11 protein-coding genes are annotated in these 14,004 nt (G+C 44.3%); 7 read left to right on the plus strand and 4 right to left on the minus strand.

What is annotated here, in order from left to right; translation table 11 throughout:
* Positions 1-237 precede the first annotated feature (237 nt).
* Positions 238-1,638: a pseudouridine synthase gene (locus ABDD95_RS03485; RefSeq protein ID WP_345950511.1), complete on the minus strand. Its 1,401-nt coding sequence runs from the start codon at positions 1,636-1,638 to the stop codon at positions 238-240.
* A gap of 322 nt (positions 1,639-1,960) precedes the next feature.
* Here ABDD95_RS03485 and ABDD95_RS03490 point away from each other — a divergent pair, with 322 nt between their 5' ends.
* Positions 1,961-2,632, plus strand: coding sequence for a lytic transglycosylase domain-containing protein (locus tag ABDD95_RS03490; RefSeq protein ID WP_345950512.1), 672 nt, complete (start codon positions 1,961-1,963; stop codon positions 2,630-2,632).
* Positions 2,633-2,781: 149 nt separating this feature from the next.
* The gene (gene uvrA, locus ABDD95_RS03495; RefSeq protein WP_345950513.1) at positions 2,782-5,640 is read left to right on the plus strand and encodes an excinuclease ABC subunit UvrA; all 2,859 of its coding nucleotides are present in this window, start codon (positions 2,782-2,784) and stop codon (positions 5,638-5,640) included.
* A 49-nt stretch (positions 5,641-5,689) separates the two neighbouring features.
* Here uvrA and ABDD95_RS03500 read toward each other — a convergent pair whose 3' ends face one another.
* Entirely contained in the window at positions 5,690-6,040 is a 351-nt protein-coding gene (locus ABDD95_RS03500; protein WP_345950514.1) for a hypothetical protein, read from the minus strand.
* 195 nt (positions 6,041-6,235) lie between these two features.
* Here ABDD95_RS03500 and ABDD95_RS03505 point away from each other — a divergent pair, with 195 nt between their 5' ends.
* From ABDD95_RS03505 to ABDD95_RS03515, 3 genes are all read left to right on the plus strand, one after another.
* A complete protein-coding gene (locus ABDD95_RS03505; RefSeq protein ID WP_345950515.1) occupies positions 6,236-7,738 on the plus strand; it encodes an NAD(P)H-hydrate dehydratase in 1,503 nt (500 codons plus the stop codon).
* Positions 7,739-7,881: 143 nt separating this feature from the next.
* Positions 7,882-8,469, plus strand: a complete 588-nt coding sequence (locus ABDD95_RS03510; RefSeq protein WP_345950516.1) for a pyridoxamine 5'-phosphate oxidase family protein — start codon at positions 7,882-7,884, stop codon at positions 8,467-8,469.
* 96 nt (positions 8,470-8,565) lie between these two features.
* Positions 8,566-8,847 carry a hypothetical protein gene (locus ABDD95_RS03515; protein WP_345950517.1) on the plus strand — a complete coding sequence of 94 codons (282 nt, stop codon included), beginning with the start codon at positions 8,566-8,568 and terminating at the stop codon, positions 8,845-8,847.
* A 97-nt stretch (positions 8,848-8,944) separates the two neighbouring features.
* On the opposite strand, the gene dxs is transcribed toward ABDD95_RS03515, so the two are convergent.
* On the minus strand, positions 8,945-10,873 hold the full coding sequence (dxs, locus tag ABDD95_RS03520) for a 1-deoxy-D-xylulose-5-phosphate synthase (protein WP_345950518.1): 1,929 nt from the start codon (positions 10,871-10,873) through the stop codon (positions 8,945-8,947).
* Between the two features lie 155 nt (positions 10,874-11,028).
* On the minus strand, positions 11,029-11,937 hold the full coding sequence (gene bla / locus ABDD95_RS03525; RefSeq protein WP_345950519.1) for a subclass B3 metallo-beta-lactamase: 909 nt from the start codon (positions 11,935-11,937) through the stop codon (positions 11,029-11,031).
* A 227-nt stretch (positions 11,938-12,164) separates the two neighbouring features.
* Here bla and ABDD95_RS03530 point away from each other — a divergent pair, with 227 nt between their 5' ends.
* Positions 12,165-13,157: a hypothetical protein gene (locus ABDD95_RS03530; RefSeq protein WP_345950520.1), complete on the plus strand. Its 993-nt coding sequence runs from the start codon at positions 12,165-12,167 to the stop codon at positions 13,155-13,157.
* 84 nt (positions 13,158-13,241) lie between these two features.
* Positions 13,242-13,991: a segregation/condensation protein A gene (locus ABDD95_RS03535; protein ID WP_345950521.1), complete on the plus strand. Its 750-nt coding sequence runs from the start codon at positions 13,242-13,244 to the stop codon at positions 13,989-13,991.
* The last annotated feature ends 13 nt before the right edge of the window (positions 13,992-14,004 follow it).

The raw sequence follows: 14,004 nt of genomic DNA on the forward strand, positions 1-14,004 counted from the left end.
CGGTTTTTATTAGATGAAGGGTTTCTGCAAGTAAAGTATTTTGATAAGTTATTGCAAGATGATTAGCTTGCCAACCTAGGGTGTTGATCTTTCCGGCCCGTACATTCAATCTTTTGTCGCGATGAGGATTTTGTTAGTTTTATTTTAAGCCACCTGAAAGGGAAGTTTATCCATAAAAAAAGCCTTTGCATAACTGCAAAGGCTGTATTCTCATATATTCTATATTCCAAAAATAAACTAAACCTGAACCAGGTGCTTCAGTTGGATAATTTCTTTTTCATCCAGGTAACGCCAGCGGCCGCGTGGAAGATCTTTTTTAGTTAGGTTGGCGTAGATGGTGCGATCCAGCTTTACCACCTCGTAACCTAAGTGTTCAAAGATACGGCGTACAATACGGTTTTTACCGCTGTGGATCTGTATACCCACTTCGCGTTTAGTGCCGCCTTGTACATAGCTTACGGTATCAGGCTTAATGAGGCCGTCTTCAAGTTCTAAACCAAAGCTTATCTTGTTCAGGTCGCCCTGGGTTAAGCTCTTGTTTAGTTCAACTTGGTATATTTTAGTAATGCTGTTGCGCGGATGCGAAAGCTTGTCGGCTAATTCACCGTCATTGGTCATGAGTAGTAAGCCGGTAGTGTTACGATCTAACCTGCCAACAGGGTAAATACGTTCACGGCTGGCTTTTTCTACCAGGTGCATTACCGTGCGGCGTTCCTGCGGGTCTTCGGTTGTGGTGATATAATCTTTAGGTTTGTTCAATAGAACATACACCATCTTTTCCCTTTTAAGTGTTTCGCCGTTGTAGCGTATCACATCTTTTGATGGGTCCACTTTATGGCCCAGTTCAGAAATTACCTCGCCATTAACAGAAACCACACCGGCGGCAATCAGCTCATCGGCCTTGCGGCGCGAACAAATACCGGCGTTAGATATATAACGGTTCAATCTAATTAAGTGGCTTTCGTCTTTATCAGATGCCTTTTTCGTATTGCGGCCCCTTAATACACGAGTAGGGCGTTCATCGGCATTCTCGTTACGAGCCGGTTTGCGGTCCTCTGAACGCTCAATGCGCTCGCGGAATGGCTTGTCTTGAAAATCAGCTGGTTTCTCGCTCCAGGTACGTGATGATGCAGTAGGTCGGCTGTACTTTTTGTCGCCGCCCTCGCGCTGCTCACCGCCGGTACGTTTTTTAAATGAAGAATCTCTGTCGCTTTTAAAACCACCCTCAGAACTTTTTCGGAAAGGTTTATCTCCGCTTTCTGCATTTCTTTTAAATGGCCTGTCTGCGCCTTGTGCAGGTCTTTTAAAAGGTTTGTCTCCTCCTTCGCGGTCTGGCCTGCTGCCACGGGGCGCAAACGGCTTTTTATCGGTTGATGCACCGTAGCTCCTTTTAGGCCGGTCGTCGGCATTATAGCTGCCGGTTGAAGGTTTGCGTGATGCAGAAAACGGCTTTTTATCAGTATCGCTGCCGAACCTTTTTTTAGGAGCGCTGCCATCGTCTGACTTTTTAAAACCTGAATTTGCATTACGGGTGCGTGGAGAAGAGCTGTTGCGTGGCTGATCGCCACTGCCGGTACGCCTACCGGCTGATTTGTTGGACTTGTCGTCGCGACTGTTCCCTGGTTTTTTGAACACCATATTTTTTTGTTAAAGCGCTAAAAGCGGGCAGCAAAGGTACGAAAATTTGCCATTTAATAAAAAAAATTTCCACATCGAAAACTTGGCTTACGGGCGTTTAAACCCAGTGTTTTTAAAAGTTTTCAACAGTGCTCCAAACACTAAGTATGCCTAAGTGTTTGATTATGTGTAAGGTTTTGTATCTTTGCCAACACATCTAGACCTGTATTGTTGAACTAAAATTAATTGAATGATTAAAAAACACCTAGTTACGTGCTCCGTAATATGTGTGCTGTTTATCATTTCAAAGCTCTTTGTCTTTAGTGTTCCTGACAAGAAGCCATTGAAAAACAGTCCTGTTCTTTTTAACTTTTTAGAGTTTAAAAAAAGTACAAACGCTACTCCCTTAAACTTTGCCGATGAGGAGTTGCCTTTAACTAATGCGAAAGTAAAACGCAAAATCAGGTACTCTATCTGGAAGCATAGTCATCATGTGCTGAAAACTGATGATTTACAGACCAAAGCCGAAAAATGGTTTCCTGTAATTGAGCCCATCCTAAAGATTTATGGTATACCCGAAGATTTTAAGTATATCCCTTTGCTGGAGTCGGGTTTTGAAAGACAAGCCCGTTCTCCCCGCGGTGCAGCAGGTATATGGCAATTTATGCCCGGTACCGCCCGCGAGTATGGCCTTAAAGTGGGCCATGGTAAGGATGATCGCTTAAATGCGCGTAAGTCAACCATTGCGGCCTGCAAATACCTTAAAGAGCTGTATGCTCAATTTAATAGCTGGACTTTGGCCGCCGCCGCTTACAATGCTGGTTCGCCAAGGGTGCAAAAAGCCATTAATCGAAAAAACAAAGGCAATTATTTTTACATGCGCCTCAACCGCGAAACCAGTATGTATGTATACAAACTGGTTGCCATGAAAGAAGTGATTGACAAGCCAGTCGAGAACGGCTACGGCAACATGTGGGCAAATCTTAAGCCTGCGCAAGTGTTGTCACTCAACTAAAAAAATTAGTATTTACGGAGCAAATTGGGCCGGCTTGCATTGTGTAAGCCGGCCTTTTTCGTATATTTGCGCCTCTATCTGAGTTATTTACAGGCGGCTAAAAACTTAGCGGCCTTTTACAAGTTTACATACTTGTTGCTAAACAAAATATGAGCGAAAAAACAATTGATCTGGGCGAACAAAGTGAAGTTGAGGTATACGGGGCCCGGGTACATAATTTAAAAAATATCGATGTTTCTTTTCCGCGCAACCAGCTGGTTGTTATCACCGGCCTGAGCGGCAGCGGCAAATCGTCTTTAGCTTTTGATACCATATATGCCGAGGGGCAGCGCCGTTATATGGAAACGTTTTCGGCCTACTCGCGCCAGTTTATGGGCGGTATGGAGCGGCCCGATGTAGATAAAGTATCAGGCCTGAGTCCGGTTATTGCCATTGAGCAAAAAACTACCAGTAAAAATCCGCGGTCAACGGTAGGTACTATTACCGAGATCTATGATTTTATGCGTTTGCTTTATGCCCGTGCCGGCGAGGCCTACTCCTACATAAGCGGGCAAAAAATGGAGCGTATGAGCGAAGACCAAATACTGCGCACCATTACCGAGAAGTTTGACGGCCAACCCGTAAACATACTGGCGCCGGTGGTAAAAGGGCGTAAAGGCCACTACCGCGAACTTTTTGAGCAGATACGCAAACAAGGCTTTTTAAAAGTATATGTTGATGGTGCTATTGTGGACGTGGAACCCAAAATGCAGGTAGACCGCTACAAAATACACGATATTGATATTGTGGTAGATCGCCTGGTGGTAACCGAAAAAGACAGCAAGCGTTTATATACTTCGGTTCAGGCGGCGCTTAAAACAGCCAAAGGCATTATCCGTATTGCCGATAAGGATAACAACGTATCCTATTTTAGTAAGTTTTTGATGGACCCGGTTTCGGGCATCTCTTACGATGAACCACAGCCCAATACTTTTTCGTTTAACTCGCCTTATGGCGCGTGCGATAAGTGCGATGGCTTAGGCTACATATTTGTTGTTGATGAGGCTTCGGTTATACCCAACCCTAAGTTGAGTATCATCAATGGCGGCCTGGCCCCTATAGGAGAGTATCGTGAAACATGGATATTTCATGTGCTGAAAGCTTTGGCCAAAAAATATGAATTCTCATTGTCGGTGCCTATCGAGAAAATTCCGCGCGAGAAGCTGGATATCATCTTAAATGGCTCGCACGAGATCATTACCGTGGCAGTTGAGTACAATAAATGGAATGTACAGAACTACCAGGTAACGTTTGATGGTTTGATCCGCATGCTGGAAGAGCAGCAGGAGCGCAAAAGCGAAGATATATCTGATGATATGGAAGCTTACCGTGTGCTGAAAACCTGCCCGGTTTGCGAAGGCGCCCGTTTAAAGAAGGAATCGCTGCATTTTAAGGTTGATGAGAAGAATATATTTGAGCTGGCCTGTATGGATATCCGCACGCTGCAGGATTGGTTTACCGGTTTAGAGGAACGCCTAAATGAACGCCAGAACATAATTGCCCGTGAGATACTCAAAGAGATACGTGCCCGCATTGGCTTTTTACTGGATGTGGGACTGAGCTACTTAACGCTCGACCGTACCGCACGTACGCTATCGGGCGGTGAAGCGCAGCGTATCCGGCTGGCTACGCAGATTGGCTCACAATTGATGAATGTAATGTACATCTTAGATGAACCGAGTATTGGCCTGCACCAGCGGGATAATGACCGGCTTATAAAAGCGCTTAAAAACCTGCGCGACCTGGGCAATACCGTTTTAGTGGTTGAGCATGATAAAGACATGATACTGGAGGCCGATTATGTAATTGACATGGGGCCGGCAGCTGGTGTACACGGTGGCCAGGTAGTGGCCGAGGGTACGCCTAAAGAGCTAATGAGCGCGCATACGCTTACCACATCTTACATGAACGGTGAGCGGGAGATTGCCGTTCCGAAAACCCGCCGTAAGGGCAATGGCAAATCGCTGGCGCTTAAAAAAGCTACCGGTCATAATCTCAAAAAGGTAACGGTTGAATTTCCGTTAGGTAAGCTTATTGGTATAACCGGCGTATCGGGCAGTGGCAAATCCAGTTTAATTACAGAGACGTTGTATCCGATTCTGAATCACCATTTTTTCCGGGCTAAAAAGCAACCTTTGGCTTACGATAAAATTGAGGGATTAGAGAACATTGACAAGGTAATTGAAATAGACCAAACGCCTATTGGCCGTACGCCACGTTCAAACCCGGCTACGTACACTGGTGTTTTCTCTGATATTCGTGCATTATATGTACAACTACCCGAGTCGAAGATAAGGGGCTACAAACCAGGGCGTTTTTCGTTCAACGTAAAAGGCGGCCGTTGCGAAACCTGCCAGGGTGCCGGTCAGAAGGTTATCGAAATGAACTTTTTGCCTGATGTGCAGGTACCCTGCGAGGAGTGCGGCGGCAAACGCTACAACCGCGAAACGCTCGAAGTACGCTACCGTGGGAAATCCATTAGTGACGTATTGGATATGAGCATTGAGGATGCTACGGCATTTTTTGAACATATCCCATCTATTTACCGCAAGGTGAGGACCTTGAATGATGTAGGCTTAGGGTATATTACCTTAGGGCAGTCTTCGTTAACACTTTCAGGTGGCGAAGCACAACGCGTTAAGCTAGCTACCGAGTTATCTAAAAAAGATACGGGTAACACCTTTTATATATTGGATGAACCAACCACAGGCTTGCACTTTGAAGACATTAACGTACTGTTAGGTGTACTGCAGCAATTGGTTGATAAAGGAAATACCGTATTGGTTATTGAACACAACCTGGATGTAATTAAAGTAGTTGACCACGTGATTGACCTTGGCCCCGAAGGTGGATCCGGCGGCGGCCAGATCTTATTTAAAGGCACACCTGAAGGTTTGTGTAAAGTTAAAGAAAGCTTCACCGGTCAGTTCTTGGCAAAGGAAATGGAACCTGCTAAAGCTTCTAAATAAAAAACAAAGGCTGCCAGCTATGGCAGCCTTTGTTGTACAAATAGTAGGCTTACTCTTTGCCAACTAATTTTTCTACCAGTTTAGATCCCTTGAGCAAGGTTTTGCCCAGTTTTTTGATAGCGGCATTTTCTTTACCATCCGCTTTTTCGGCCGCTTTAACAGTTTCATTACCTAGTTTTTCCAGTAAAGTATAAACCTTTTTTCCGTCCTTGTCTGCAATGGCATCTTTTAATTTTTCCAGATCATGTACAATGGTTTGGTACCCTTTATGATCTGAAAGTGTTTTAATCCAGCTGTTAATACTGGTTGAAGAGCCAGTAGCCGATTCTTTTTCAATACTGTTTTCTAACGCTTCAATGGTTTTTTCTAAATGTTGTTCTTCTGACTTAGTTTCTGACATGATTTCTGTAAATTAGATGTTGAGTAACAACTACTTCCGAGCTGTAAGGTTTATACTTTGACGAAAGTTATTATCAACAAAGTGTTGGTAATTTATTTAAACAGAAAGTGTATTTTTGTATCAGTTTGGCTTAATTAGAATTGTTTTGGATTTTATTTCTTAAAACAAAGGGTCTGTTTATCTGCTTTTTACCTTATGTTACCCTTATTAACAGCTCCTCAAATTCGCGAAGCGGATGCTTATACCATTGCGCATGAACCCATCAGTTCTGTTGACTTGATGGAACGTGCTTCTAAAGCTTTTGTAAGCTGGTTTATCAACCACTTTTCCGATAAGCGGAAGTCTATAACCGTATACTGCGGTACCGGTAATAATGGAGGTGATGGCATGGCTATTACCCGGCTGCTGCATGAGCATGGCTACACCCTTCTCAATGTAAAAATTGCTCGCTTTTCTGACCGCACATCTGATGATTTTAGTACCAACTTGCAGCGCTTACAATTGCTGCCGGTAACTATAACTGAGTTAACAGCCGGTTATCAGGAACTCAGTGAAACCAGCGATATTTTAATAGATGCCCTGTTAGGCAGTGGCCTTAATAAACCGTTAAGCGGCGATTACGAAAGACTGGTCACCTACCTCAACAGTCTTGAAAAGCCGGTAGTAGCTATTGATGTGCCCACCGGGTTTTTTACCGACGGTGAAGTTATGCCTGATGCTACTGTGCTGAAAGCCGATCTGGTCATCACTTTTCAGCAGCCTAAAATAAATTTTTTGCTGCCCGAATCGGGGCCTTACATAAATTGTTGGGAAGCGGTAAATATAGGATTGAACGAGACCTACATTCAATCATTGCAATCGCCCTATCAGCTGGTAGAAGAGAAGGATATTAAAGCATGGCTTAAACCCCGGCAGCGGTTTAGTCATAAGGGTACCTTTGGGCATGCGCTTATTATTGCAGGGCAGGCCAAAACAATGGGTGCGGCTTTGCTGTGCTCGTCGGCCTGTGTTTATACTGGCGCCGGTTTAACCACCGCATGTATACCCCAAAGCGGACTAACCGCACTTAACAGTTACCAGGCCGAGGTTATGGCCATTGTGCGGCAGGAGTATGAATTGCCCGATCTGGAACTGGATAGGTACAGCGCTGTGGCCATTGGCCCGGGGTTAGGTAAAGATGAGGATGCACTCAGCCTGCTACAGCATGTTTTGAATGAATATGATAAGCCCGTTGTAGTTGATGCCGACGGACTGAACTTGCTTGCCACGCATTCTAAATTACTTTGTGAGCTGCCGGCCGGTAGCATCATTACCCCACACATGAAAGAGTTTGACCGCTTGTTTGGCGAACATGACAGTTGGTGGCAACGCCTGCAAACGCTAAGGTTGAAAGCGCAGGAATTGAAACTGTGCATCGTGCTAAAAAATAGTTATACCATAACCGGCACACCCGATGGTAACCTGTATTTTAACTCCACCAGCAATGCGGCCATGGCAGTAGGCGGCATGGGCGATGTGTTAACAGGTATTATCACGGCTTTACTGGCGCAGAAATTTACGCCCGAACAGGCTTGTATAATGGGCGTGTATTTGCATGGCAAGGCGGGGGATGAGTTGGCGTTGCCTAACCGTTTACAGGTTGTATTACCGGGGCAGGTTGCTGCACGTATACCGGCTACAGTAGCTAAAATGCTATAAAAATAAAAGGCCTGGTGTATTTGTAACAGACCTTTTATCATTAACTGACCTTATAAAGAACAACAAATACTTTTAAAAGTACCGATAAGACGCACTGTATTACAAAGTGTTACACAAAAAAAATAATTTTTTTTTATAGCTACATGAATGAGGATCTGGAAGACATAATTAATGCTAGCTGGAAGAAGCTAACAGGCCAAAGAGACGGTGATAATGCAGGTTTTAAGTATATCCAGGTATGTAGTTATGCAGCCGATTATATTGATGCTTATACGGTGGTTTTAAGAGAAGGCTCGGCAGATAACCGCTCGATCATTTTTTATACCGACGTACGCTCACCGAAAGTAGGGGACATAAAGCAAAATAATAAACTCACCGTAATTAGCTATAACGATGAGCAAAAGATACAACTGATTTTGAAAGGGGAGGCCGAAATACATTTTCAGAATGATACTGCTGCATTTTACTGGCAAAAGGACGGTTACAGAAGCCGGAGGTCTTACCTGGCTCAGCCAGCGCCCACAACATCTGTTGAGGAGGCAACGGATGGATTATTACATCTATCGAATCGAAAGTTTGATGATGCCGACGCCGCCGGATATGAAAACTTTGCTGTGGTTAAAATAAATGTGAATTATTTGGAATATCTGCAACTGAGTCGCGATGGCAACCGCCGGGCTAAGTTTAGCTGGCAAGGTGCCGGGTGGGATGGTACATGGTTAATACCTTGATACCTGACTTTTATTACTGCTATAACGTTTAAGGCAAAAGACTCATCATCCCCATTGTGCTTTTTCTAAATAATAGGTACAATTGCACCCATAAACATGACTCAACAAGAAATAGACGCAGGTGTTGCCGCCGTTGTAGAAGGCCGCCAAATACAAATATTTACGGTAGATATGGAGCTAATGATTGCCGACGGAATAACCCTCCGCGAAGCCATCCGGCTTGCATTCCAGCAAATGGGCGTTGAGGTGGAGTTTAGCGGCAGAGGCACACACGAGCGCGGCGTGGTAATAGACCTGGATCCTGATCACATGGCTAGCCTGAATCTTGACCCTGACCTGCTCAGGTTTGGGCAAACAGTGGTAAGGGTAACCGCATAGGTTACTGTAATAGCTATTAAGTTTGCTGTAAAACTATTTACTAATACTACTAATTAAAGGTTCTCTGTCTCGACTCTTGGCTCTCTCAACGCTGCGCCTAAGAAGCAATGATATGTTGGTTTTGCTTAACACCCATGCTTTTTACCGTGCGTATTATGCTTGCTGCATCGTAACCGCATTCGGCCCAAAGTTCGGGTTGCTCACCATGTTCAATCACTGCATCTGGTATACCTAAGCGTACTACTTCGGCTTGGTATTTATGGTCAGCCATGAATTCTAGTACGGCGCTTCCGGCACCGCCTTCCAGGCAGCCGTCTTCTACCGTAATTACTTTGCTGTATTTGGTAAACACTTCATGTAGCATAGCTTCATCAAGCGGTTTTACAAAACGCAAATCATAATGGGCTGGATAGATGCCGTCATTATTTAATTCGCCTGTCGCTTTAACTACCTCGTTTCCAATGGCGCCAATAGACAGGATAGCTAGTTCTTCGCCATCGCAAATTTTGCGGCCTTTGCCTACAGGGATTGCTTTCATAGGGCGTTGCCAATCTACCATTACCCCATTACCACGCGGATAGCGTATTACAAACGGACCTGCGTTTTCCAATTGTGCAGTAAACATCAGGTTGCGTAGCTCTTCCTCATTCATGGGCGATGATACCACCAGGTTAGGAATACAGCGCATGTAAGCCAAATCATAAGCGCCGTGGTGTGTTGGTCCGTCGGCACCGGCCAGGCCGGCACGGTCAAGGCATAACACCACGTTCAGCTTTTGTATAGCTACATCATGTACCACCTGGTCAAAAGCCCGCTGCATAAAGCTGGAGTATATGTTACAGAACGGAACTAAGCCCTGGGACGCTAATCCGGCCGAAAAAGTAACGGCATGCTGTTCGGCAATACCTACGTCAAAAGCACGGTCGGGCATGGCCTTCATCATCAGGTTTAAAGAACAGCCCGATGGCATGGCCGGGGTAATACCCATAATTTTAGCGTTTTGCTCCGCTAATTCAATCATCGTGTGCCCAAACACATCCTGAAATTTAGGTGGCTGGGGCTTTTCATAGTAAGTCTTTTTAATCTCGCCGGTAATTTTATCAAATAAGCCGGGGGCGTGCCACTTGGTTTGGTCCTTTTCGGCCAAAGCATAACCTTTACCTTTAACGGTAACGCAATGCAATAATTTGGGCCCAGGTATATCACGCAAATCACGCAGCACTTTGGTCAGGTGTTTTACATCATGGCCGTCAATAGGACCAAAATACCTGAATTTTAAGGCCTCAAACAAATTGCTTTGTTTAAGTAAAGTTCCCTTAATGCTTTTTTCTATCTTTTTAGCATACTTCAAAGCGTCGGGCCCAATGGCCGAAAGCTTGGAAAGCACATAGCCAATATCGGCCCTAAAGCTGTTATACGGCTTTGAGGTGGTAATATCGGCCAGGTATTCTTTTAAAGCACCCACGTTAGGGTCAATAGACATGTTATTGTCATTCAGTATAACGAGCAGGTTACTGTTGGCAATACCGGCATGATTTAATGCCTCGAAGGCCATACCGGCAGTCATGGCGCCATCGCCAATTACGGCTACGTGCTGGCGGTCTTTCTCACCTTTATAATGCGAAGCAACGGCCATGCCTAATGCAGCCGATATAGAAGTGGAAGAGTGGCCTACGCCAAACGTGTCATATTCACTTTCTGAACGTTTAGGAAACCCGCTCAAACCTCCGTAAATACGGTTGGTATGAAAATTATCACGACGGCCGGTCAGTATCTTGTGCCCGTAGGCCTGGTGGCCTACATCCCAAACCAGTTGGTCATAAGGGGTATTCAGTACATAATGCAGGGCTACAGTTAGTTCAACCACACCCAGGCTGGCGCCAAAATGGCCGCCATTTACCGACACCACATCAATGATATATTGGCGTAGCTGTTGCGAGATCTGCTCTAAGTCATCCTCACTAAACTGCTTTAAATCAGATGGTGAATTTATTTTTTGGAGTAAATCGCCGGCCGGTACTTGCATGAATTGAATACAGATAATTAACTTACAAAGTAAGCTATTTTTGTTGGTATTTGAATTGACAATTTGTTAAAGCTATTTGTTTTTATGGGCATTGAATTTAATTAGCCAGTAAAATAGCTTGTGGTTGTAAGCTAGTTGTACGTATGTTTTAACCGTTAATCAGATTGCTTCTGTTCTTTTATGGTTTGTATGAACTTCTTTTCAGCCTTATTAATATCGTCCAAATAACCCTGCCTGTCTATAAACGGTGCTATAGGGTCTTTTGCAATGCTGCGTTCGGCCAGCTTACGCTTCTGGCTGTAGGTTCGGGCGTGGTTGGCAAGGTAAATGTCGGTGGGCAAGCTGCGCAGTGTTTTAAAACCACGTTCAAATTCTTTCTGAATTTGTGTATCATAATTCCAATTAAAAATTGACTGGGGCATAGGCAATTGTAAATCGCACATATCAACCGCAAGCAATTTGCGGTTACCTTCCTGAACCGGGATTGCCCAGGTAGTGGCACCAGGCGTGTGGCCGCCGGTAACGTGTGCGGTAAGTTCAATTGGTCCCAGGCGTATTTGGGCTCCGTCCTTAAACCGGTGGTTAACCCGGGCAGCAGGATAGCCTATAATACCCAGATGCATCAGTAAATTTAACGGGCCCGGGTTTCTGTAACTTGCGCCGCCCGACTCAATAATATCGGCATCATTCTCGCTCACCCACAATTGTGCCCCCGATGCTTTTTGCAGTTGGGCCAAGCCACCTGCATGGTCAACGTGAGCATGTGAGTTGAGCAGTATTTTTACATCCGTAATTTTAAAGCCGAGTTGGGTAATGCTCTTTATAATCATAGGCGCAGTTCCCGGGTAGCCACCATCAATCAGCACGTGGCCTTTTGGTCCGGCCAACAGGTATGAAGTTACATCGCGTGTACCTACGTAATAAAGGTTGCCGGCTATGCGGAAAGGCTCCTTATATCGCTGGCCGCCGTAGTTGCTGGCGTCTTTCCACCTAATATATAGCCATATTGCGCCTACGGTAATAATCACTTTTATACCAATCCATATTTTTCGTTTAATGCTCATGCCGCTATTATTGCTAAGGAGACTACGTTTTTAATATCAAGCACAACCTGAAATTGCTGTATGCAAATATATATAAAAGTACTTTTAATTTGAAAGTGTGATGCGGGATTTATTTTATGGCCTTTTTCCTGTTATTATAAAAAATGATTGTAACGTATTGAAGTCTATGTCCATAACCAGCTATAATTGCCATATTTGAAAATAGATTATCAACCTGATTAATTGCTATGATATTTTCAAGAAGCCGTTGCTTTATTGGCTGGTTAATGGCGGTGCTTGTTGCGTTAAACGCCTGTAAAAATGGTCCAGGTACCTGGAAAAATGAGGAAATTCCGTCGGGCATCGCCGGTGATTTTCATAACATGAACCAAACACTTTTAGCCGGCTTAAAAGCCAACAATGCCAAGCTGTTTGAGGATATCATGTCGCGCACTATGTTGCAGGATGTAAATATTAACCGCACGGTTGAGCTGTGCAGCATACGCATGCAATCGGGCCAAAACAGCTTACTCGATGAATTTTACGTAGTGCATCAGTATAAGCGCCCTAACGTTATTAAAGCTAACCATCACGGGGCTAACAATTATTCGCTCAATTATCAGCCCGGTACTAAGGAGATGTACTTTGCCTTTTATCTATTAAAAAATGGAACTGATAAATGGTTGCTGACAGCTTATTATAACAAACTGGATTACGGTTGGAAACTAACCGAGCTGGAATTAAACCCTCACGCTATACAAGGTAAAACCGCTCCGGAGCTTTACGAAGTTGCTAAACAAAAATATGCCAAGGGCTACCTTATGGACGTTGTTAATACGCTTAACCTGTCACGCAGTTGCGCGCTGCCCAGCACTATATGGCGCTATGCCAAAGAGCCGGAGATTGACGAATTTTATAGTAAGGTAATTACTGAAGCGGAGGCTGCCTACAAGTTTCCGCTTATTGTGAAACAATTGCCTACACAGCCTAAAATATTTAGGGTGTTTAACCAGCCTATGGATGAAGGTATGTTTCCGATGATTTATTACGTATCAAAACTGAACTTAAAAGATACCGCTGCCTTGAAAAAGGAAAATATGCAGCTGAGGAAGGTAATAGGCCAGGTGATGCCGGGTATTGATTCAGACAAAAAGTATCTGCAGTATACCGCCTTTGATAATTACCCGGGTGGATCAAAAAAATCAGTTATGCATTATGGTTTGATAGATACTTTACAATAACCGTTGTATGTGGTTACGTGCAATAGGGGGTGAATTAAAGAAATTTGTAAGGTCAATTTATAATAATCTTATCTTTGGTATACTATGGCCGATGAGAGTTTTGCTATCCGGTTGCCGCAGTTTGAAGGCCCCTTCGATTTACTGCTCTTTTTTATTGAAAGAGATGAGCTGGATATACATGAGATTGCCATAGCCCGCATCACCAACGATTTTCTGGACTACATACACCAGATGAATAGCCTGAATATGGAGCTGGCCAGCGAGTTTATATTTGTGGCCGCTACCCTTATGCGCATAAAGGCTAAAATGCTATTACCCCGTTATGAGGCCGAAAATGGTGAGAACGAGGTTGACAGCAAAGAGGACCTCATCAGAAAACTGATTGAGTATAAAAAGTTTAAAGATATATGCGAGCAGTTGCGGCCACTTGAGGATGAGCGCTTTAAGCAGGAGCGCCGTGGCAATATCGCGGCCGAACTTGCTGGCATTGAAGCCGTAGCTACCCCCGGCGAAGAGCTTTCAGAACTTACCCTTTACCGCCTGATGCAGGTTTACGAACGGGTTACACGACGTTACCTTAGCCGCTCAGAGGAAGTAACGCACACGGTAGTGCAATACCCTTACACCATTGAGCAACAAAAGAAAGTGATTGATGATCTGCTGCGTATTAATGGCAAGCTCGATTTTAATGCCATGGTGAAAAACTCAGAGAACCGGGTGCATTTTATTTATAACTTTTTGGCCATGCTGGAGATGCTGCAGCAGGAGTTAATAGATATACAATTAGGACTGGATTATAATAATTTTTGGATTGCGCCCCGAACACCACACTGATTTTGATTAACTT

Source organism: Mucilaginibacter sp. PAMB04274, from assembly GCF_039634385.2.
GTDB lineage: Bacteria > Bacteroidota > Bacteroidia > Sphingobacteriales > Sphingobacteriaceae > Mucilaginibacter.

What these genes read in the sequence shown, in the direction of transcription:
- ABDD95_RS03485 (WP_345950511.1), bottom strand. Translation starts at nt 1,638, where the DNA reads ATGGTGTTCAAAAAACCAGGGAACAGTCGCGACGACAAGTCCAACAAA.
- uvrA (WP_345950513.1), top strand. Translation starts at nt 2,782, where the DNA reads ATGAGCGAAAAAACAATTGATCTGGGCGAACAAAGTGAAGTTGAGGTA.
- ABDD95_RS03500 (WP_345950514.1), bottom strand. Translation starts at nt 6,040, where the DNA reads ATGTCAGAAACTAAGTCAGAAGAACAACATTTAGAAAAAACCATTGAA.
- ABDD95_RS03505 (WP_345950515.1), top strand. Translation starts at nt 6,236, where the DNA reads ATGTTACCCTTATTAACAGCTCCTCAAATTCGCGAAGCGGATGCTTAT.
- ABDD95_RS03510 (WP_345950516.1), top strand. Translation starts at nt 7,882, where the DNA reads ATGAATGAGGATCTGGAAGACATAATTAATGCTAGCTGGAAGAAGCTA.
- ABDD95_RS03515 (WP_345950517.1), top strand. Translation starts at nt 8,566, where the DNA reads ATGACTCAACAAGAAATAGACGCAGGTGTTGCCGCCGTTGTAGAAGGC.
- dxs (WP_345950518.1), bottom strand. Translation starts at nt 10,873, where the DNA reads ATGCAAGTACCGGCCGGCGATTTACTCCAAAAAATAAATTCACCATCT.
- bla (WP_345950519.1), bottom strand. Translation starts at nt 11,937, where the DNA reads ATGAGCATTAAACGAAAAATATGGATTGGTATAAAAGTGATTATTACC.
- ABDD95_RS03530 (WP_345950520.1), top strand. Translation starts at nt 12,165, where the DNA reads ATGATATTTTCAAGAAGCCGTTGCTTTATTGGCTGGTTAATGGCGGTG.
- ABDD95_RS03535 (WP_345950521.1), top strand. Translation starts at nt 13,242, where the DNA reads ATGGCCGATGAGAGTTTTGCTATCCGGTTGCCGCAGTTTGAAGGCCCC.